This window comes from Borreliella japonica, from assembly GCF_030438115.2.
Taxonomy (GTDB): Bacteria; Spirochaetota; Spirochaetia; order Borreliales; family Borreliaceae; genus Borreliella; species Borreliella japonica.
The window spans coordinates 1-21103 of the sequence record NZ_CP179501.1; the positions used below are offsets into that span (position 1 = coordinate 1).

General features: G+C 30.0%; 29 protein-coding genes and 2 pseudogenes. 30 read left to right on the forward strand and 1 reads right to left on the reverse strand.

Translation table 11 applies throughout. The annotated features are described in order from the left end of the window. Positions 1-77 precede the first annotated feature (77 nt). From QIA21_RS05680 to QIA21_RS05820, 29 genes and pseudogenes are all read left to right on the forward strand, one after another. Entirely contained in the window at positions 78-1304 is a 1227-nt protein-coding gene (locus QIA21_RS05680; protein ID WP_418905649.1) for an anti-CBASS protein Acb1 family protein, read from the forward strand. 16 nt (positions 1305-1320) lie between these two features. Further along, positions 1321-2016: a DUF1357 family protein gene (locus QIA21_RS05685; protein ID WP_418905650.1), complete on the forward strand. Its 696-nt coding sequence runs from the start codon at positions 1321-1323 to the stop codon at positions 2014-2016. 11 nt (positions 2017-2027) lie between these two features. Continuing rightward, positions 2028-2588: a DUF228 domain-containing protein gene (locus QIA21_RS05690; RefSeq protein ID WP_418905651.1), complete on the forward strand. Its 561-nt coding sequence runs from the start codon at positions 2028-2030 to the stop codon at positions 2586-2588. A 4-nt stretch (positions 2589-2592) separates the two neighbouring features. Beyond that, complete coding sequence (locus QIA21_RS05695) at positions 2593-3354, forward strand: DUF228 domain-containing protein (protein ID WP_418905652.1); 762 nt, start codon at positions 2593-2595, stop codon at positions 3352-3354. 29 nt (positions 3355-3383) lie between these two features. Further along, positions 3384-3956: a DUF228 domain-containing protein gene (locus QIA21_RS05700; protein ID WP_418905653.1), complete on the forward strand. Its 573-nt coding sequence runs from the start codon at positions 3384-3386 to the stop codon at positions 3954-3956. 20 nt (positions 3957-3976) lie between these two features. Further along, positions 3977-4936, forward strand: coding sequence for a hypothetical protein (locus tag QIA21_RS05705; RefSeq protein WP_418905654.1), 960 nt, complete (start codon positions 3977-3979; stop codon positions 4934-4936). An 18-nt stretch (positions 4937-4954) separates the two neighbouring features. After that, the gene (locus tag QIA21_RS05710) at positions 4955-5410 is read left to right on the forward strand and encodes a DUF3890 domain-containing protein (protein ID WP_418905655.1); all 456 of its coding nucleotides are present in this window, start codon (positions 4955-4957) and stop codon (positions 5408-5410) included. Beyond that, entirely contained in the window at positions 5410-5793 is a 384-nt protein-coding gene (locus tag QIA21_RS05715) for a DUF1506 family protein (protein ID WP_418905656.1), read from the forward strand. Before QIA21_RS05710 ends, QIA21_RS05715 begins: the two co-directional genes overlap by 1 nt. Beyond that, positions 5781-6167 carry a hypothetical protein gene (locus QIA21_RS05720; protein WP_418905657.1) on the forward strand — a complete coding sequence of 129 codons (387 nt, stop codon included), beginning with the start codon at positions 5781-5783 and terminating at the stop codon, positions 6165-6167. Before QIA21_RS05715 ends, QIA21_RS05720 begins: the two co-directional genes overlap by 13 nt. Then, a pseudogene (locus QIA21_RS05725) lies at positions 6164-6731 on the forward strand (DUF764 family protein). The gene QIA21_RS05720 and the pseudogene QIA21_RS05725 overlap by 4 nt, the downstream one beginning before the upstream one ends. Then, positions 6712-7824 carry a DUF787 family protein gene (locus QIA21_RS05730; RefSeq protein ID WP_418905658.1) on the forward strand — a complete coding sequence of 371 codons (1113 nt, stop codon included), beginning with the start codon at positions 6712-6714 and terminating at the stop codon, positions 7822-7824. The pseudogene QIA21_RS05725 and the gene QIA21_RS05730 overlap by 20 nt, the downstream one beginning before the upstream one ends. A gap of 13 nt (positions 7825-7837) precedes the next feature. After that, positions 7838-8266 carry a DUF1463 family protein gene (locus tag QIA21_RS05735; protein WP_418905659.1) on the forward strand — a complete coding sequence of 143 codons (429 nt, stop codon included), beginning with the start codon at positions 7838-7840 and terminating at the stop codon, positions 8264-8266. 15 nt (positions 8267-8281) lie between these two features. Continuing rightward, complete coding sequence (locus QIA21_RS05740) at positions 8282-8728, forward strand: DUF1473 family protein (protein WP_418905660.1); 447 nt, start codon at positions 8282-8284, stop codon at positions 8726-8728. Further along, on the forward strand, positions 8725-8961 hold the full coding sequence (locus tag QIA21_RS05745) for a DUF1322 family protein (protein WP_418905661.1): 237 nt from the start codon (positions 8725-8727) through the stop codon (positions 8959-8961). The genes QIA21_RS05740 and QIA21_RS05745 overlap by 4 nt, the downstream gene beginning before the upstream one ends. A gap of 7 nt (positions 8962-8968) precedes the next feature. Next, positions 8969-10291: a DUF759 family protein gene (locus QIA21_RS05750; RefSeq protein ID WP_418905662.1), complete on the forward strand. Its 1323-nt coding sequence runs from the start codon at positions 8969-8971 to the stop codon at positions 10289-10291. A gap of 22 nt (positions 10292-10313) precedes the next feature. After that, positions 10314-11003 (forward strand): DUF792 family protein, encoded by a 690-nt coding sequence (locus tag QIA21_RS05755; protein WP_418905663.1) that lies wholly within the window; start codon positions 10314-10316, stop codon positions 11001-11003. A 3-nt stretch (positions 11004-11006) separates the two neighbouring features. Then, the gene (locus QIA21_RS05760; RefSeq protein ID WP_418905664.1) at positions 11007-11966 is read left to right on the forward strand and encodes a DUF693 family protein; all 960 of its coding nucleotides are present in this window, start codon (positions 11007-11009) and stop codon (positions 11964-11966) included. A 1-nt stretch (position 11967) separates the two neighbouring features. Then, positions 11968-12522 (forward strand): DUF777 family protein, encoded by a 555-nt coding sequence (locus QIA21_RS05765; RefSeq protein ID WP_418905665.1) that lies wholly within the window; start codon positions 11968-11970, stop codon positions 12520-12522. A 29-nt stretch (positions 12523-12551) separates the two neighbouring features. Further along, positions 12552-12884, forward strand: a complete 333-nt coding sequence (locus QIA21_RS05770) for a contractile injection system sheath initiator (protein WP_418905666.1) — start codon at positions 12552-12554, stop codon at positions 12882-12884. Beyond that, positions 12881-13759 (forward strand): DUF276 domain-containing protein, encoded by an 879-nt coding sequence (locus tag QIA21_RS05775; RefSeq protein ID WP_418905667.1) that lies wholly within the window; start codon positions 12881-12883, stop codon positions 13757-13759. The genes QIA21_RS05770 and QIA21_RS05775 overlap by 4 nt, the downstream gene beginning before the upstream one ends. Before the next feature lie 5 nt (positions 13760-13764). Further along, complete coding sequence (locus QIA21_RS05780) at positions 13765-14370, forward strand: DUF735 family protein (RefSeq protein WP_418905668.1); 606 nt, start codon at positions 13765-13767, stop codon at positions 14368-14370. 9 nt (positions 14371-14379) lie between these two features. Continuing rightward, entirely contained in the window at positions 14380-15186 is an 807-nt protein-coding gene (locus QIA21_RS05785; protein ID WP_418905669.1) for a DUF685 domain-containing protein, read from the forward strand. A 70-nt stretch (positions 15187-15256) separates the two neighbouring features. Next, positions 15257-15451, forward strand: coding sequence for a BlyA family holin (locus QIA21_RS05790; RefSeq protein ID WP_418456197.1), 195 nt, complete (start codon positions 15257-15259; stop codon positions 15449-15451). 3 nt (positions 15452-15454) lie between these two features. Continuing rightward, on the forward strand, positions 15455-15802 hold the full coding sequence (locus QIA21_RS05795; RefSeq protein WP_418905635.1) for a BlyB family putative holin accessory protein: 348 nt from the start codon (positions 15455-15457) through the stop codon (positions 15800-15802). Continuing rightward, positions 15792-16127: a BlyB family putative holin accessory protein gene (locus QIA21_RS05800; RefSeq protein ID WP_418905636.1), complete on the forward strand. Its 336-nt coding sequence runs from the start codon at positions 15792-15794 to the stop codon at positions 16125-16127. Before QIA21_RS05795 ends, QIA21_RS05800 begins: the two co-directional genes overlap by 11 nt. Continuing rightward, positions 16120-16473 (forward strand): BBA14 family lipoprotein, encoded by a 354-nt coding sequence (locus tag QIA21_RS05805; protein WP_418456339.1) that lies wholly within the window; start codon positions 16120-16122, stop codon positions 16471-16473. The genes QIA21_RS05800 and QIA21_RS05805 overlap by 8 nt, the downstream gene beginning before the upstream one ends. A 105-nt stretch (positions 16474-16578) precedes the next feature. Beyond that, positions 16579-17247, forward strand: a complete 669-nt coding sequence (gene bdr, locus QIA21_RS05810) for a Bdr family repetitive protein (protein WP_418905637.1) — start codon at positions 16579-16581, stop codon at positions 17245-17247. A 195-nt stretch (positions 17248-17442) separates the two neighbouring features. Further along, entirely contained in the window at positions 17443-17889 is a 447-nt protein-coding gene (locus QIA21_RS05815; protein ID WP_418905638.1) for an Mlp family lipoprotein, read from the forward strand. A gap of 21 nt (positions 17890-17910) precedes the next feature. Beyond that, the gene (locus QIA21_RS05820; protein ID WP_418905670.1) at positions 17911-18531 is read left to right on the forward strand and encodes an Mlp family lipoprotein; all 621 of its coding nucleotides are present in this window, start codon (positions 17911-17913) and stop codon (positions 18529-18531) included. A 98-nt stretch (positions 18532-18629) separates the two neighbouring features. Here QIA21_RS05820 and QIA21_RS05825 read toward each other — a convergent pair. After that, positions 18630-19613, reverse strand: a pseudogene (locus tag QIA21_RS05825) (ERF family protein). Between the two features lie 382 nt (positions 19614-19995). Here QIA21_RS05825 and QIA21_RS05830 point away from each other — a divergent pair. Continuing rightward, the gene (locus QIA21_RS05830; protein WP_418905671.1) at positions 19996-21090 is read left to right on the forward strand and encodes a plasmid maintenance protein; all 1095 of its coding nucleotides are present in this window, start codon (positions 19996-19998) and stop codon (positions 21088-21090) included. Positions 21091-21103 lie beyond the last annotated feature (13 nt).

The following is a 21103-nucleotide window of genomic DNA, read 5'->3' on the forward strand; positions in this document are numbered from 1 at the left end:
ATTTTATTGACAAAAATATTAGTTTTTGCTATTATACATTTAATTTAATTAAGAAAATTAAGAATAAGAAGTAAAAAATGTATGATTTAAGAAAAGCAAAACTAGTAGATAAAATAAATTCACTGGAACTATATAGATATTCAATATTTTTTAGAAATTACATAGAAAATGTAGCAGAAGATTGTCTTAAGAACGGAATTATTCTTGAGTATACTACTAGTCATGTTAGTGAGCTCGAGCTTGCTAGATTAAAAGTGCAACTTAAAAATGCTTTACTAAATTGTATTATAAGCTTCCGTTTTCATGGAATTGGATACATTTTAGTAAAAACTAAAGATACACTAGTAGACCTTGAAAGACCTGTTAATATAGAACTACCTATTGGATTTGAATACCTTGATTATGAATCTGTAAGAGACTTGGGGGTTGACTTTGATTATGTAACTTACAAAGTAAGAACTAATAATGGAAGTAATTCTTTTGATACGGTCAAAATACACAAAAATCGACTTATAATATACGAAAACTTTGATTATATCTTAAAAAGATATGTTCCGTGTTATACGGAAAGTTTTTTGCTAGATATTTACTTATTTGAGAAGATATACGTTGAAATAGAAAAACGTATTGAAAACCACAATTTTTTGTTTTACAAAGACGAGTCTTTAGTGCAGCTGCAAGACGCGCTTTCTAGCGCAACAACGTCTTTGAGTGCGCTAACTCAGAGTAGTAATAATGAAAAAGGCAATAGCTTTTTATCATCCTTTCTAAGAAAACAAAACTCAAATAATCATAGTAAAGATATTTCTAATTTACGTAGTCTTAATGACTCATTGGCAAGTGAACTTGCTAGGCTTAAGAGCAATCTAAGTAATGAGGGGATGTTTTACACAGCTACTCCGAGTGCTAGTTTAGAAGTTATTAAATACGATCTTACCTATTTAAAAGAGGCCTTAGCATTAATTAAAGCAAAAATTGGTGCTGATACTAAGGAGCCTTTAACAAGAAGTTTCAACGAGCAAGCTAAAGGACTTGGAAATGATGGTAAAGGTGATAGGAGCAATTATTATGATTTTCTAAAAGGCGTACAAGAACAAATCCAGAATGCTTGTAATTTAAAGCTTAATAAGTATTTTGGACTTGATATGAAGTTCAATTCATTAGTGATGTTGAGTGATGATCAAAAGGTGGAAAGAGATATTAAGCTAATTGAGCTTTATAGCAAATATAACGATCTTATACAAAGCAGTTCTTTCAATAACGAGGAACGAGCTTTTTTAAAAGAAAAATTATTCTCATTTTGAGAAAAGGAGTTAAGAAGTGATTGAAGATGAAAAGAAAGAAATAATTGAGGATCAAGTTAAAGAAGAACATCAAGTTAAATCTGATACTAAAGTTATAAGCATCCAGGAATTTGAAGAGTATATGAGCTTAAAAGAACAAGCAAGTAATGCAAAACCTAAAGAAACAACTCGTGATTTAAGTATAAATGAGCGAATAACAAAAGAACTTGCTGAAGTTGAAGAGAGAGAGCGTGTTGAAAAGCAATTATTACTGGAGGCAGAGCGCATTAATGAAATTGATACACTTGCAAAAGCGCATCTTAGCAGTCATTTCAATAAAGAGGTACTACTTGCAAAAGGATATACTCTAAAAGACATTATGCAGGCGCAACGCAGAGAACTTGTTCGCAAGTTTGTTCCAATTGAGCAAGTTAAAGCTATTTCCAAAGTATCAGACATAAGCCATATTGATGGAGAGATACTAGAACAACTTGTTTCTTTGGCTAAAGTGAATATCAAATTAAGAAAAAATGCTAATAGCAATTCATCTTCTGTTGAGGTTATTAAAGGAAATATTATTGCTAAATCAGAAGAGAGAGTAAGTTTGCTTGATCCTAATTTTGTACCAATTAATTTCACAGAGTTTGTGCAAGCTTTAAGCAATGCTTACAAGCAAAGACGAGTTCAATTTTATGAAAATCTAAAAAGAGATAACAGAAGAAACATTGCTTAAAGGAGTTTTTAATGAGTGATATTACAAAAATTAAAGAGGAGTTTGATAAAAAAGTTAAGGAAATTACAGCATTAATGAAAAATCCCCAGCAAAATGCTAGCTTACTTAGCAATTCTATTGAGTTTAGGGATAAAAATTTAATTTACTCCAATTCTGATGGAGTTTGGACTAGTAGTAAAGACAAAATAGAAAATTATCCTGCTAAAGGGTATCCCTACAAGCGCGGAGTAAAGTTTAGTTTTAGTGCTGATGGTACATCAGAACTTGAAGTTGAGGCTGGAGGTGGTGATGATTTGTACGGAGTATGCACTGATATAGACGAGTTTACTGGTATGGCAACTGTAATTCCAATTACAAACAACTTTACGGGGTATTTAACGTTTAAGAAAAATGGACAAAATGGTATAAATCCTGGTGATAAGCTTCATTTTAATGCGCAGGGAGAACTTGAAAAGACTAGTGGTTCTGATAAAACTATTAATGCTATAGCACTTTCAAAAGTCCATAAATTAACCGAAGAGTTACATATAGTGCTTGCTAGCGTTTTTGGAAATAGAGCTTTAAAAGGGTAATTAAATGGCTTTAAAAGGTAAAGAGCAAGTTCCGGATTCTGGTGTTGATGATAATCCACAATTAGGCTTTCAGGCAGAGTTTCAACCTGCTCCTAGAGCTAGGCGTCAAGCAAGACAAGCTGAAGATGATGCAGTAATGGACCCATATCTTGAGTCGGTTAAAGAACTTGATGATATTCTTTTGAAATTCAAAAAATATGCAAAATCAATGAGTTCTGTTGAAAATAAGGTTTTTAGCAGTTCAAGTGGTTGTTTTCAGTCTAAGAATGAGCTAGTTGATGCTTATACATTTGCATGTTCAAGTTATACGGACAAAATAGAAGAATATTTCTACGATCCAAAAAAGAGTTTTCCATATAAGCGTGGGGTTAAACTTGTTCCAAAAGAGAACTCCGTATATGTTGAGGTTGGTGCTGATAATGATATGTATGGCGTATGTGTTGATGTATGCGAATTTAGTTGTACTGCGTATGTTTTGCCAATTACAAATAACTTTGAGGGGTACCTTGTTACAAGAAATCCTAGTATAAAATCGGGTCAAATATTAGACATTAATTCAGATGGAGTTATTATCAAGGCTGATGGTGGGCCCCCAACATTAATTAATGCTTATGCACTTTCTGATTCATTTACAATCAAGTTTGCATCAGAAGATAGGAATAAACAAGCTGAAAACATAAGACAAGATTATTCGATTAATTTAATAAAAGTTACAATTTTTGGCAATAGAGGCCTTGAGAAAACAGTAGTTGCTGCTGGTGGTTAAGACTAAAGAATTTAAAAGGAGGAAAGTTAATGGCAGATACAACGCAATTAGTAAAAGAGTATCAAGAAAAGCGCAGTAAACTAGAAAAGTTTATGAAAAATCCACAACATTATACTAGTTTACTAGGCAATTCTATTGAGTTTAGGGACAAAAACGTACAATTTTTTGCTTCTGGAGGCATTAGAACTAGTAGTTTTGATAAGTTGGAAAATCATCCATATTCGGGGTATCCCTATAAGCGCGGAGTAAAAAGAGTTATTCAAGAAGAAAAAAAGGATGAAATTCACTATGAGCCCCATGTTGAGGCCGGAGGCGGTGATGACTTATACGGAATATGCATTGATGTAGACGAGTTTAGCAAAACAGCTACTATTGTTCCAATTACAAATAATTTTGAGGGTTACCTGGTTGCAAAAGATTCTACACCTAAAGCAAAAGACAAGCTTATTTTTAATAAAGATGGCGTTCTAGAAAAGCCCTCAGGAGGACAAAATAAGACAACTGTTAATGCAATAGCGCTATCTGATGCAAAGCAAATTATTAATGATGTTCATTTAATAAAAGTAGCAGTGTTTGGAAATAAAGCTGTAAGTAAAAATTAAAAAAATTAAGGAGGTTTTAAATGGAACTTTACGATGAAAATTATTATGCAAAATCTGTAGCTAATATTATAGGAGAAGTTAAAGACCCCATTATGTATAAATGGTTTTTACCCGATCAGATTGAAGATGTTGATCTTAAAATGGGATATCAAAGAACTGTAAAATGGGACGCGCTTTTAAATGCTAATCCTACAACAATTGCTAATGAGGTTAATACTATCTCAACTATTGGGTTTAGTTCTGAAGTAGTTAGACTGAACTATTTAAAATTACAATACAAATTTAGACATTTAAAGCAGACTTCTGAAAAATTTTACACTTCAGACTCATATATTGGCGACATTAATAATAATTTATTGCCTTTTGCTCAAGCTTATAAGCTTGCAAGTAGTGAAATTATCAAACTTATTAATCACTTTGTACTAACAGGAACTGTTTCAATTCAAAAGGATGGAAAAAATCAAAAACGTTTACTTCCTAATATGTACGGACTACTTAATATGCCGGAACAGATAAAAGAAGAAGTTGAAAAAGATAATAAGGATAAAATGGATAAAATATTTGAAAAAATTGAAGCAGGACTTTCAAAATTAGAGTTAGGTGACGAATTTTCTACACCCATGATGGTGATAGTTGATCCCGCAACTTCATTGAAATTGGTAAAACCATATGCAGTAGGCCAAGCTGTTACATCAAGTTGTGAAAAATGGGAAGATGTTTTGATCCAAACTATTAAAGCTATTAATAATCGAGAAGATGTTTATATTGAAACTTCAAATTTGCTAAAACATCAAATACTCATTTATCCGTTAAACTCAGCACTTATTAAATTTAAGCCTAGCAAGTACATGTTGCCTACACCAAATGAACAAGTTGATAAGGATTCAACTGATATTGCGCATTCATACATTGATTTTGTTTTAGGAGGTCTACTTGCTACCAAGAAGACTATTTTGCAAGTAAACATTAAACAAAGTTAATAAGATAAGGCAAATAAAATGAGCGAACAAAAGGACTTGCAAGTACAAGCTGAAAATGAAGAAGAACTCTTAACAACAAAACTTCATTCTCAAGTGTTATTGCTATTAGGAATAGATCAACTAGCACTAAGTAGGCAAAATTTTCTACTTCACTTATCTTTACTTCAAGCTATTTTGGTAACACGTGGTATTGATGCTAGTTCACTTACATATGAACAAATATTTTTACTTACCTTTTATCATATGGGTTGTCAATTAAGAAAGCAAGGAGTTGTTCGAGAATTTGAATTTGAGAGGATTAAAAAAGAGAAATTCAATGAGCTTGAACTTGATTATTATCCTAGCAGTGGTGGAGGCGAAGAGGGCGGTGGAGAAAGTTGTGGATCAAATAAGAACTTTTGTTCACAACTTGATGCATTTTTAGAAAAACTAAAAAGAGAAACCTCAACGCCGTCTTGTGTAGGAGCTGTATAGTGAGTGGCGTTAGAAAAAGACTCTCAGATATGTCTACACGTATGATCAACGTTTTTAAGGATCCTAGCCCTTTAAGATTTTATAAAGGCACTGTTGTAAAACTTGAAAATGACGATTCTTATCAAATACTCTTTGATAAGAATAAGTACACCGAATTTGCTGGAGTAATTATTGACATAAAACCACAAGAACTTGCCATGCTTTATGACTCTAATATATCTGATATTCAAGGGTATTCTAAACTTTACACATATCAAGATCTTAACTTTGAACTAAAAGACCGAATATCAATTTCGGATTTAGTTTACTTTGAAATATTTAGCATTGACTCTTCAATAGGATACTTTACGCTGGTTTTAAAGGAATTTATATGGACGGACTAGACTTTACAATTGAATTAGAAATTGGTTGGTTTGGCGGTCGTTCTAATATTGCTAGAATGCACGAGAAAGGCGGCGCTAAATTACCAGTAAGAAAACATTTAACTAAAATTGCTGGTAGTTCTGAATTTAGAGAATATATCAACAATGGTTATATAAATTCTAAGTTCAATATTGATCCTAAATTAGGAATGAGTGCTATTGGAGAAGCTTTTATAAGATACTATGAGAATTATGTACTCTCAGGGCAAGTTACACCGGGTTTAAAGGATAGTACAATCAAAAGCAAATTAAGAAAGGGTAGCAACACTGCATCAATTTCACTTGTGGATACATCCAAAATGTTATCAGAACTCACTTATAAGGTGCTTGAATGATTATTACTTTGGACATAATCGTAAATCATTTAATTCAGATATTTAAGGCTTTTAAAGCCTATGCAATTGAAAATAATTTTGAGTGCGATATTATAAATACTTACAATCATCCGTACCTTTCAAAAATTACAACTACTAGTCCTAATATAATAGCTTTGAAATTTGATGGTACAGAACACCTATTTGATCATAACTGCAAAACTGGTGTATTTTATGAGAATGCTTTGGAGTTTAGTTTAAATTTCCAAATATATATTATTGCAGTAGTATTAAATGCTGAAGATTTTGACGCTAATTCGCGTATGCTAATACTTTATGGTATGTTAAGCGAGTTTCTACACAATAGGGCTCATAAGTATACTTTAGAAAATCAATCTCAACCCGAGTATGTAAATAAAATTAACTTTTACATTTACCCAACATCTAATATGCAAACAGTTGGACTAATAAATTTAGGTACAAAATATAGCAATCATGCATACAGTGCATCTGTAGCATTCAATGCTAGTGTAAAAGCAACAGAAATTTTAAAGGAGGATTAAAAATGCCAGAAGATACAATTAGTGTAAGTTTGGTAGACTCTAGTATTCAAGCTAATACACCCAACTATTACAATCCACTTTTGGTCTACAAAACAGCCAAAATTAAAGTTAACAAAGATGCTGCTAACTATAAAACATTGAGTTTGACTGTTAATAACTATGAAAAAGAAATTGAAACTTTAGAAAAAGATAATGGAAATGGACAAGATCAGTTTGGAAAAGAAAAAACACTGCTAATTACTGCAATGAAAGATTTTTTCAATTCAACCGAAGAGTCGTTAAAATCTGTTGTTCTTTTCATTTATAAGGATAAGTCCGAAGAGCTTAAAAGCTATATTAAAGTGCATAGACACTCTTTTGTTGTGCTTATTAATACTGAAGGTGACAATTCGGATGATGGACTGAAAATTTATAAGGACGACTATGATAAGTTTAAAATGTCGTCAACTTTTTTTGTATTCTCAACTAAAGAACAAGAGATAAAAGAACTGTTTAAGGATAAAGGTGATATTGAGAAAGAAAGAAATATTGTTGTTTATAGCAATAATAGAGATAATTTGCATCTTAAATTTATAAGCGCGTATTTGCATCAAGCAAGTATTTTTCATTCTGTTAATCCTTATGGTATGCCATTGTCTACTACACCACTTCTTGACGATGCCGCAATTAAAAAGTTAAGGGATGCAAAAATCAACTTTTATTCACTTCTTAATGAAACTGGTCTTGATGGTATATCTGCTTTTAAAGAGGGTGTTGATCTTTCTGGTAAAGCAATAGACGAACTTTTTACTTATCATTACATAAAAAACGAGGCCATTGTTGAGCTTATTCGAATTTGGAATAAAAACAATAGACAAAATAGTAAATTATCTGCACTGCAACTTAGTGGTGCTAGGGATAATGCATATACTTCAGCAATTGAGTGTCTACTGAAAAGGTTTATTGATAGGGGGCTACTTGTAAAATATAAAGACTTAAAGCTCACTCTATCGGGGTCTAAAAACCTCAAATTGGAACTTAGTGTGAATATTACTTACAACTTTAGTATTAATGATGTTGCTTTAGTAATTACTACTCAAGATATAGTTGATTATCAAAATAGTTTAAACGTATAAGGAGTTAAAAATTATGCAATTTTATGATTTAAAGGAAGTTTACTTTTCAATCGGTGGTATACAACTACACAGTGGTAAACTAGAACTTACAAGCGAGCCTACTACAAGAGCAGTTGTTAGTACTGAAGACAAAGGATTTCCTGTAATAAGCTTACGTGACCCTAAAACCATAACTTATATTTTCAACATTGAAGTTACCCTAGGCAGTCATGACTATATTGCGCTAACTGAAATTGCAGACGATCAGTTTTATAACATGGATGTTAGCAAATGTGATAAAATGCTTGATTTAGCATTCAATGATAGAATTGCTACCAAAATTATTTCTAACCATGCGATTTTTACTGAAGAACCCTCAAGAAGTTATTCAGTAAAAGCTGAAAAAGTGACTTTTGAAATTAGGGCTATTAATTGCCAAAAAACAAAACCAAACATATGCTAAAAGGAGAATCTTTCTATGATAATGAGATATAAAATGAAAATTTTAACCAAAAATAAAACATATGAATACCCACTTAGAGTATTACCGGTCTATGAATGGGATAGAGTACTAGGATTTAATCAAAGCGACGCTATTTATAAGCTTAATGAAGTGAAATACCTAAGAGAAATTACAAGCTTAATGATAAGTCCAAAATTTTTAGACGAATTCTACGTAATTCTAGATGCAAATAGAGAATTTATTTCTTACTACAAGGACTATCTTGTTGCTATTATTTATACCGCGCAATTCAATACTTTTCATATAGATAATGATCTAAAAAAACCCGCTTTAGTATATTTGAGTGAATATGAAAATAACGTTGGTGATTTTGTTACTTTTGACTATATCGATGATAATTTTGATTATGCAAAAGTAACTTCTTCACTTGCATCAAATTCTAATGAACTGGTTGCTAAATGAGCAAAATAAATAAAGATATTGACAAAGCTATTGCAAGTCTTAATGAGAGCAGAAAAAAGTATTTCACCTTACTTGAAGAGATAAAAAACGATAAATACTATTTTCCAGTGATTATGAATATTTGCTCATACGATGATGTTAAGAAATTGCCTTATGATGAGCTTTTAGAAGTCAACCGTATTGCTGATCTTAAATTAGAAAAAGAATTGTATGAATTAATTTTAAGTAAATGAGGGTTTAATGAGCGACAAATTTACCATTAAATTCAAGGGTGTTCTTGATCATGCCGCAACAAAAAAGGCCATTGAGCAAGATATTACCAAAATGGAAAAATATCTTAAACCTAAAAAATCTAGTTTGGGTAGTACTAAAGATATTGTAAAAAATAATTTGTCGGATAAGAAAAAAGAATTAAGCAAACAAACTAAATTTGAAAGCTTAAGAGAGCGTGTTGAGAAATATAGGCTAACACAGACTAAAAAGCTTATGAAACAGGGCATGGGGTTTGAGAAAGCTAGAAAAGAGGCTTTCAAAAGATCTTTAATGTCGGATAGAGATAAAAGACGCCTTGAGTATAAAGAACTTGCAAAAGAATCAAAAGCAAGAAATAAAATGATAGCGGCCTCCCAAGGGAAAGGCCTTGTAGCCAAAATTGCTATAGGTAGCGCCTTGGGAAATGTTATTAGTAATGCTATGGGGAAAGCAACAGGTGGAATTTTAGGCTTTGCAAAAAAAGCGGTTGAAGAAACATCTAAAACTAATAAAAAGAAACTTCTCAATAGTGCATTTTATACAGAAAAAGAACGAGATATGCTCATTAAGGGAACTGAAAAGGAGAAGGGAATTTTTAGTGGATTGAAAGGATTTGAGCGCGACTTAGAAAAAGAAGAGTTTTTAAATCAAGCAAGTGTTTTTAAAGGGACTCTAAGAGACTTGGGGAAGTTAAATTTTCATAATTTGAAAAAATCAATGGAGTTTGCAGCCGTGCTTAAATCCAGCGGTGCTATGAGCAGTGAGGATGCTGTAAAAGCCGTTAATAGTCTTCTTAGTGGAGATGGAAGTGAACTTTATGATATATTAAAAAATACATGGGGCAAGGAAATTGCCAATAAATATACAGAAGATGCTAAAAAAGCTTGGCAAAGTGGAGCAGAAGTAGATCTAGAATCTAGAATTAGTAAGATGCTTGAAATGTTAGGCGATTATAAAAGCTACGGTCTTACAAAAAAAGCGGATACAAAAGAAGAAATTGATAGCAATTTGGCCTCAGCTGAGCAAACTCTTTCAAACTTAACCACCACTGTTTTGGATCCAATACTTAAATTCATTAAAATGGTCACTGATTACTTTAATAGCTTTACTTTTCAAACACATGTTATTCAGCCCTTTTTTAAAGGGTTGAAAAGTCTTTTTGCCAACTTGCCATATATTGGTTGGGCTTTTGAAGACAATCCCACCCCTCCTAAAAACAAAAACAAAAACAACGACACCGGTGGCCCTCCTCCACCTTCGCCTACACCTTCTAGGAGTAAACCTGAGGATATGACAAACACTACCCCATAATTTAGAAAAAAGGTAATTACTTATGGACATTAACAATAAAAATATTGTCAATAAAACTAAAACAATATCGCCTGCAGAAAAAGAGGATTCTACGGGTATTATAAATGCAAATAGTGACAATGACGATTGCGAAAATAAAAAAGAAGGAAAAATGTCGTGTGAAGAGATTAGACAATTAATAAAAGATATAGCAACCCAACTATTTGCTCTTTTTGGAGCAGATAACTTCTTATTGCTATTCCCACGACCAGATTTTAAAGGTTTTGGATATGTGCCACAATTGTTTTTTATAAAGCCAAAAACCCAGCTAATTTCACGGACTTATAACACTAGTTGCTCTAAACGACCAGTTATCAACTATTATGATAGAAAAGCAGAATATGTGAGTTACAACCCCGTAATGACGGGGGAAGATATCTCATTAAGTGGTGGGATATTAACTTCTATGTACAAAGATATGCTTTCAATATTCAAAACTACTGTTTTTGGCAATTCTCTGCTTCGCTTTGACTCTCACCTTGTAAAAGAACAACTAGCAAATAGACTACAAGCTCAAGTTCCTTTTACTATCTACAGTCCAACTTTTGGCCTAAAAGAATTAGCTATAATTACAAGTCTTACGTTTACAGACACTCCCTTTATTGATGAAGTTGAAGTGAGTCTTTCAATAGAAGTAGTGAAAACATTTGCACTAGAAAAATATAAAGGATAATCAATGTTGCTAAGTTATGATTTTAAAATTGAATTTTACGATGTAGATAAATCAAAAAAATCAAATGATGGAATTCCTTTTCCAGAAGAAACTCCTAAAATTATAATCAATACACAAGATGGAATTCATGTTGATATTTCCATATCCAACGTGTATTCAAATATTCATACTATAAGTTCCAAACAAGCAAAAATTGTACTTTGGAATTTGCCTTTAGACTTCAACGACCACATTAAAGTAGGGGATATAGTAAAAATACATTATAAGAAATTTGCTCATGAGAAAAAATTTGATTTTATAATGGCAGGGACTTTGGGAACTCCCATAAGCACTGATTATCCAGGTGGAGATTTTAGTATTGAGCTTGATGTTCGTTTATTAACTAAAAGCAATTTCTTCAATCGCAAATTGGAGGGCAAAGAAGGCAAAAGCTTTAAAGGTAAAACGGTACAAGAGGCAATAGAATCTGTATTTCCCAATCGCAATATTATTAATATGGATGAAAAAGATCGGCTTAAAGTCATTGACAAAAATATTTATGCCACAACACCAAAAGAGTTTATTGACAAAATAAAAGGGGTATATATTCATGATGTAATAGCTGATATTGGCACTGGTTTAAAGGGAAATGATTGCTATATTATATTCACTAATTATAAAAAAAAGGGACAAAATGTCCACTACGAGGCATTAGAAGATTATGGACTTGAATTTATTCCACAACAAGAAATTACTTTAGGCACCACACTCAAAATAAATCTTATATTTTGGAACGCCAAAACATTTTACACACACAAACTAAATGTTGGTGACAAAGTTTCATTTATTGATGGACTAGGAAAAATGATAAAAACCACCATAAAAGAAACAAGCGCAAGCCTTAGTAACACGGGAGAGTGTTCACTGATACTTAAGTTAGAGGATGACTCTAATAGAAAAAACGTAAAAGCTAAAGGGAGTTAGGATGGGTAAAGAAGACTATGAAATTTACAGAATGAATCAGCGCCTTTATGGCCATGCATTGGCACAAGAAGACATGAAAAATTGGATTTATTCAAATATTTTCATAACTCGACTTGGCACTGTAAAGGAATTTAAAAAGCAAACACAAGAAGCTGTAGTTATAATACCAGAATTTGAAGACTTAGAAATTCACACAAAAAATATTTCTAATATCAATTTTGAACTATCAAAAGGCGATGCTGTTTTACTACTTCAATCAAGCGTTAACATTTTTGATAAAAATGACGATATTCATTTCGACAAACATCATTTTTACATACTTAGCGCAATTAGTCCAAAAACTTTAAATTTAATTTCCGATACTGTTAAGATAAAAGCGAATAGTAGAATTGAAATAGTCAACCAAACAACTAGCTTGAAAGAAATTCTAGATAGTATTGTAAGTGCTATCAACGGTATAACTATCATAGGAGACGAAAAAACAACTATTAACTATCCAGCATTACAAGCGGTGACCTCTAGAATTTCTGCTAATATCAACAGTTTGTTTAAGTAATTTTTGCTAAATATGGTATAATTATTAGTATGGATTTAAGAATTGGAAATAATTTTGAATTGGTATTTAATAATGATTTTTCGCTTGTTGATGGAATTGACGAGCAAAAACAAAAATTATTTATATTCCTAAAAACCTTAAGGGGTAGTTTAAGCTATGCTCCTAATTGGGGCCTGGACTATTTCTTGCTTTTGAAACTTTTAAAAATTAATAATCTTCAAGCTGTAAAAAACTATTTTTATGAAATATCTAAAGATCTTAACTTAGATATAATCAATATTTCAATTGCAATACAAGACCGTAAAGCAAATATATCCTTTTTTTTCTCTGGTGATGTTTTGAATATGGAGTTTACTTTATGAGTATTGTTTTTGATTCTGATTTTGGTATTCTAAAGCGCACAATTGGGGATATAGTACGATCCAAAAGAGAATACTTACGCATAAATTATGGAATTAACATTGATGATAGTAATAGCTCGATTTACAACATTATTGCATCTTCTTTAGCATTAATTGAAGAAGAAATAATTAATGAGCTTAATCTCTTTTTTTCTAAAATGAAACCGGGTGGTACTTATTGGACTGCAATTGAAGAACATATTTCCTCTAAAAGCACAACTTACAACGCAGTTCGAGCTGCTTTACTTAATCTTAATGGAGTGGAACACGCTAATATTAAAAGTTCAGCTGGTAAAGCTAATATATATCTAATTCTTAAAGAAGATTTATTAGACACTGCTAAGACTAATATTAACAATCCTGAATTTAAAGCTAAACTTTGGAAAACATTATATCTAACAACTCCTAGTGGTACTTTACTTGATGGAGACATAGAAATTGATGGACTCAACCCAACCGGGCAACTTAAATCCTACAAAATATCACTGGGAAAAAGAAAATATGTTTATATGAAAGTAAAGTACAAACTTGATCTTAAAAACTATCTCTACTTAAACATAGACTCTCAAATTAGAAACATATATTCTAGGATTATTTCAAATAACTATTCTGATATGGGCATTAGCTTTGAATATCAAGACTTTTTTGCTCCAGTCAATGAAGTAAAAGGGATTAAGTTTATGGAAATTAAAGTTTGTGTTAAAGATACAGACACTGAAAGTATCTCAAAAATCAGTGATGGCGATTTTCAAACAAATCAAGATATTGCTATCACTGATGATACAATGCTACTTTTCAATACAATTGATCGACTACTTATTGAAATTGATACTTAAAAAGTATGAAAATACCTAATTTTTTAAAAAACACTGAAGTTCAAAAATTTATAAGTACAGAAACTGAGTACGCACAAAAACTTCTTAATGAGCTTAAAGCACTTAATTCTAACTTCATATCCATTGATGCAAAAGAAAATATAAAATCAAGGTATATTGCCATATGGATATCTCAAGTCTTATCAATTTTTTATGCAAAAACTCAAACTCTACAAAGTATTACAAGCAATATCAATAGTGTGATTTTTGCTTTACGTCATATTGGCACTGATGAGTCATTTAGACTGATTTTCAAGGCTTTTTTGAATGTGAATATTTCAGTTACTACACCTGAAGCTGGTGTTATTGATATCTCTTTAAAAGGGGCAATAAAGACAAACTTTATTACATTTATTTCACCCAGCACTGCAAAAGGTAAAAGGCCTAAAAAGATACTAATTAGAGAAAAGAAAAAAGGATACGCTGCATCTAAAAAAGCTTTAGTATTCAACTCACTTCCCAAAGGCTATGATCATTCAATTTATGCTTTTATAAAGGGGATTATTCCTATTGGTAGAGTTCTCAAAATTAATAATGAAACTGGTAACAATATTATTACTTTTAACAATTAAGGAGGCTATATGGCTGGAGAAGAAGAAAAATTACTAATTGATGAAGAAGAAACAGTCCAAATTAAAGATTTAAATAAGGTAACGACCGTTAACAACAGTGACCTTTTACTACTTGATGATGGAGTTGCAAGTAGCAACGCTATCACCTTTAAAAACTTTTTAAAAACCGTAAACCATCAAACATTTAAAGGGGAAGAGCTAGGCTATTTTAAGGAGATAATTAAATCTACAATTGCCGAAGAACTTGCAGCTGATACGGAGTTTGTAAAAAAGATTTACGCAAAAGTAATAGACAAGCTAATTGGCAATGATTCTGATAAGCTTTCTAACCTTTTTAGTAAAATTAAATCCCGACTAACAAGTAGCATATCATCCGCTACTCTATCTAGGAGTGACGACCTTTTGATAATGTCTTCAAGCACTATTCAAAAAACACCAGTTCCCAAACAATTACTCGGTGTGTCGTCAGAATTTTCCTTTGGTGGCAAGGTTTCGGGCTCTACAATTTATTGGTCTAGCTACGAACATAAAAGAATAGTTATCAATTTGGAAGACTATCAAGAAGTAAGTCTTATTTTTTATAAAAATTATGACGATCAAATCATTTACCTTGATATAGAACTTGATATAACACATCATTACAATGAAACGCGAAAATTATACTTAAAATATGAAGATGAAACTGAGAGAAATTTAGTTTATAAACATAAAAGCTACTCTGATATTGATTCTAGATTTCCAATGTATAAAGGATGGTATGTTCAAAAAAGATCCTACTTATCAGGAAGTAACGTCCCATATCTATTAAAGCTGTAAAATTTTTTAGCAAAAATTACAGTTTTGATATATACTATATATATCAAAAATTAAAATGAGGGATTGAAAAATGGATATTAAAATAACTGAACTTCTTATTAATCTAAATGAAATTAAACTAATAGCCGTAATGATTTTTGTAACAGTAATAGTTTTAGGGGTGTTAATTCTTCTTAAACCTTTGCTAAAAGACATATTATCTATAGTAATAGGCAAGATTTTTAAAAATGGAAATGGCAACAATCATATTAAAAAACGGGATTAATTTATGAAATTATCTAAAGATAATGTTGAGCTTGGACTTACGTCTTTATCAAACCTTATTGAGATATTTTCTAAATTTGAAGATGAATTTGATGAAATGGCACATAAAGGATTCTTTTTGGTTTATGAACTATATTCTCATTATCAATTAATATATACAGCAAATATGGAAAGAATTGAAAGTGCATTAACTCCAACAATATTAAAAATACTCGCTCCAATAAATGAGAAAATCAATCAATGTATTGATCTAGTTAATTCTGATGAAAAAAATCTGAAAATATCTAGTAATCTAAAATTCAATCAAGAAGGAAAACCTATCTATAAGGAAAGAACAAATAATGCAAAATAACACTATTGGCTTAGGGCTTAATCTACTATCCAACTTAACTAACATAGCTAAAACTGATACAAACATAGATCATAATTACATTAATACTTTTAATAGGGTAATAGATTTTTTCTATAAAACATATATTGGAACATTAAAATCTATGGAAACGGCCGAATCAACTAAAATATTTGAAGAAATACAAGATATATTAAAATACAATCTTGAGATAATAGAGGCCATTGCTAGCAATAAAAGTAATAAAATTATCTCCTCATTAAAAGCAAAACGCAACAAAATCATGCGGGAGTACGTCAATATTCTTAAAAGGGGTAATAATGCTTAAACTAGCAAACTACTTATTACTTACTTTACTACTATGTTGTAGTACCATTGCTAGCCTACCTGATGAGCCAAAACCACCAATTATTAAAACACTAGGCGCTTTAGCTAAATATGAGGCTCAATTATCAGATTATGTTATGTACCTTGTAACATTTTTAGCCAAAACAAAAGTTAAAGTTAATGATCCAAATTATCCAGAATTTACTTATCCAGATTTATCAACATTAAAAGACGAACACACAATGACTTCAGTAAAACATAATATCAAACTACTTTTGGAATATATTCAAAAAACAAAACCCATTGCAAAAAAAGTCTATAATCAGTATTCAAGATTAAAAATGTAAATTACAAAAAGTTTTTTTTTGCAAGAAATTATACTTTATATTATAAACAGATAACCCCCTATTAACCCAAAATAGTGTATAATATGACTATAAAGGAAAAATATTATGAAAACCGTGCTAACAAATACTGTAAGTGAAGAACAAATATATAACGAATTTATAAGATTGGGAATGGAACAACTAATAGCACAAGATTTATCTAAAAGATATTATCACAATGAACTTACATATAGAGATTTAGAAAATTTAGAAAAACAATTTGGGATAAAGTTTGATAATCTTGTTTCTAAGATTGATAGTGTAGAGAAAAATTTAGATACTAAGATAGATAGTGTTAAAAGTGAACTTAATACTAAAATTGATGGTTTAGATACTAAAATAGATAGTGTAAAAAATGAACTTAATACTAAAATCGATTTCGTAGAAAAGAATTTAGAGACTAAAATAGATGGTGTAAAAAACGAACTTAATGCCAAAATAGATGGTTTAAATACTAAGATTGACACCGTAGAAAAGAATTTAAATATCAAAATAGATAATTTAGACGCTAAGATTGACACCGTAGAAAAGAATTTAAAACAAGATATGTCTAATTTGGAACAAAATCTTAAACAAAATCTTGACGAAAAGCTAGAAATTAATACCAAATTGCTTTTAGAAAAAATCGAGATAAGTAACAGAATGATAACTATTGTAACAGCAGTAGTGGTTCCCATCGCCATATCAGCCATAGCAACTATTGTTGTATCGCTAATTGCCGGGTTTTTCAAATAGTAATTATAGAGAATTCCCAAAATATAATTTATGATAATTTATCATTTTCAAACAACACTCTAAAAAACAGAAATTATTAAACACTCTTTTTTAACCCTTATAAATTAGTAATATTTAAAAAAATAGGGTCTATATTTATAAGAATAAACTTTTTCATTACTTAATGTATTGTACTGAAGATAAAAAGGAGTAATAATGAAAATTATAAATATATTATTTTGTTTGTTTTTAATTATGCTAAATGGTTGTAATTCTAATGATAATGACACTTTAAAAAACAATGCCAAACAATCACAAAGTAGAAAAAAGCGTGATTTAGAACAAAAAGAGTCACAACAAGAAAAACCAAAATCTAAAGAAGAACTTCTTAGAGAAAAGCTAACTGATGATCAAAAAACACAACTTGACTGGTTAAAAGACGCGTTGGGCAATGATGGAGAATTTGATAAATTTTTGGGATATGATGAAAGTAAAATAAAATCAGCGCTTGAGCACATAAAAAGTGAACTTGATAAATGTACTGGGGAAAATGCTAATGATCAGAAAACTACTTTTAAAGAAGTAGTTAAAGGTGCGCTTGGTGGTGGTATAGATAATTTTGCAAGTCAAGCAAGTAGTACATGTAATGCCGGTGGCAATTAATAATAGGGAAAGTAAATGAAAATGAAAATTATAAATATATTATTTTGTTTGTTTTTACTTATTCTGAACAGCTGTAATTCTGACGATAACAACACTTTAAATAAAAATAATACACAACAAGAAAAAAGTAGAAAAAAACGTGATTTAGATACACAAAAGCCTCAAGAAGAAAAAGAAAAAATCACTCTAACTCCCGATGAAGAAAAAAAGTTTAATTCATTAACAAATGCTTTTAAATACACAATTAAAAAATTGTCAGGGGAAATACAAGGGTGCAATAATGGAAACAAAAGTAAATGTGATAACTTTTTCGATTGGCTTTCTAAAGATATTCAAAAACAAAAAGAATTAGCCAATGCCTTTACAAAAGTTTATGACTTTTTAGAAAGTAAAAGAAAATCAAAAGCAAACAACGAAGATTTTGATACTTATATTAAAGGGGGAATTGACTGTCAAGAGAATAACAACGGCAATTGTAATGATAAACATGGAGATGGTGCTAACAACCTAATAAAAGAATATTTCAAAGGCGTCGCTGGTGATATATTTAATAAAAATGACACTGAAGAGATTTATAAGTGCTTTAAAGAAGAACTTTTAGACGAAAATGACCATTATGACAGTCTTTCAAATTGGAATTAACTAAAACAGTATTTAACCACACATCTTGGATTATGATACGCATAGCAGGCCCCCGATAAGGGGCCTGCTATTTAAAGGTGCACTATGCAAACATATTGCTATGCTGCAAATATATAATCAAATTGTTTATCTTTTTTAAGACACTAAAGAATATTAGCGGGCTAGCACCATAAATAGGTTGCTTAAACGACATAAACTTTTCAAAATCTTGCAAATCCTTTAATCTATTATTTCTCTTGAAATAGTTTTTTATAATCTCAGCCCAATAGTTTATACTCTTAAAATCACTATTTTTCTCAAAATACGAGATTAAATCGGCTTCAATTTTCTTGATATCATCAACATTATTAGTGTCTATATTCTGAATAAAGCTTATTTTTTGAATAATTGAGTTTATATTATCTTTTGTTGTAGAGCTATTTACCCAATTTTTTATATTAGACAACGCTTCTTTAAAAATACTGTAGTAATAAAACCTATCTTTTTTTTGTTCTTGCTTAATATTATCTTTCTGATTTTGATTATTGTAGTTTTTTTGTTCTTGCTTTTTATTAACACTAATTTGCTTATTAGGTGTAAAATTTTCGTTTCCATAATTACTGTAAATAGGTGCTGCATCAGTATCCACCTCACTTTTTATGCAAAAATATGCAACTAAAGCGTACCTTTTGAAATAAGTAATAGCTGATCCAACCTGTTGTGGAAATGTATTTACACTGTTGCATTGTAATTTATCTGTATGAATTGGCGTATCAAATGATTCTCTATACTCAGTACTTTTACTAAAGAATGTAGTTCTAATAACATGTTCCTTAAAGCCATCCACAACTGACCAAGTTGGTTTTTTGATAAAAATCAAGCTTTAAATTATGCTTTTTAATAACGTTTTCAATTTTTTCTAATATTTCATTAAAATCCTGGTACTTATAAAAATTATTATATCCATTAAGACTTTTGTCGATGCGTGGCAAATTCATTCTTAAGGTGCCCATATCATTTAAAAAGTCTATTTCTTCTTGAATATTATTTTGTATATCTTCTTGAATATTTAAATTATTATTTTTGTGTGACATAATTGTCATCCTCCTCATAATTTTGATATAAATAATTATATAGCAAAAACTATTTTTGCCAAGTTTTTACAAAAATTTTTACAAAAAAATAGAGCTTAGCTAGATTCTCTTTCTAAAAGAACTAAGCTAAGCTCTTCTTGTTATTTTTCGCAAACTATCAAAATTACGGTAGGTGCAAATGTCAATATTTAAACAACTACGTTATTTGTAGTGTAGTCCATTTTAAAATTAAAATCAATTTATTTGCATCAAGTTACAAAAAGTGTATTTAATTAATGGAATTAATAATTAGAATTTCATATTTTTTTTAGAAAAGTATTTACTTTTAAATCATAATTTTGCATTATAATAATGTTATTATTATAAATCAAAATTATGGAGGATGACGATTATGTCAATACCAACCAATAAAAAAAGTCCAATTTGCTATAATAAACATCAACACAAATTAATAGTTCTTATCGCAACATTAAAGTATGTAAACAAAAAGTATAAAAAATACACTCAACAAAACATACTCTATTACTTTAATGAGAATCTAAAAAGAAATGGTCAAGCTACCATTAAACTAAAAACACTACAAAATTATCTTTACGAATTAGAAAAAAAATTCAAAGTCACAACTAATTATCACAAACACATGGGAGTAAATTGCGGAACCGAAATCTACTATAAACTCAATTTTCCAAAAAAAGAGTGCTACTTTAAAATCAACAAATTCTTTGAAGAAAAAAAACAATCAAGATTTGAAAAAAGGGTTAAAATAGGCCTTAAAGAGAGATTTATTAAAAATGGGAGTGTAGATTTTAAGGAGTGTTTAAGTAATAAAAATAATAATAAAAAAGAAGAAAGAAATAAGCAGATAGAAAAGTTTCAAGTAATAAACTATGCCAATAAATGTAACTTTAAAAATAAAGAAATTCTTCATATTATCTTAAATTTGGATATTAGTAAAAATGAGAAGATTGTAATGCTTAGAATTGCAAAAATGATTGAAATTAAAACAACAAAAGGTAAAAATATACGTTTTAACAAAAATTCTTTTAAAGAAAAGCAAAACAAATTAAAAGAAATTTTAAACAATAATCAAAAAAAATTGGAAAAAAATGGATATAATCCTGAACAACTTGAAATAAATTTCCAAAAAATATATGAAAATTATAAGTTTAAGCCCCATTTTATCATTGAAAATCATAAATATAACGATTTAGACAAAATAACGCTCAAATTAGAAAAAATAATTGAAATAAAAAAAGAAAATTCTTCAAAAAATTATGAGAATTTGAAGATAAACACTTTCAATATACTTATTGAGCAACTAAAAAATACGGCAGATATTGAAGTCCTAAAACCAATTGTAAAAGCCTATTTAAGTAGTAAAAAGAAATTAGAATACAATAAAGTATTTAACACGTATTATAATGATTTATTAGAGATAATAAGAAATTCGTTAACGATAGAAGAATTTAGTAAAAAGGTTGTATGAGGATTTAATATGG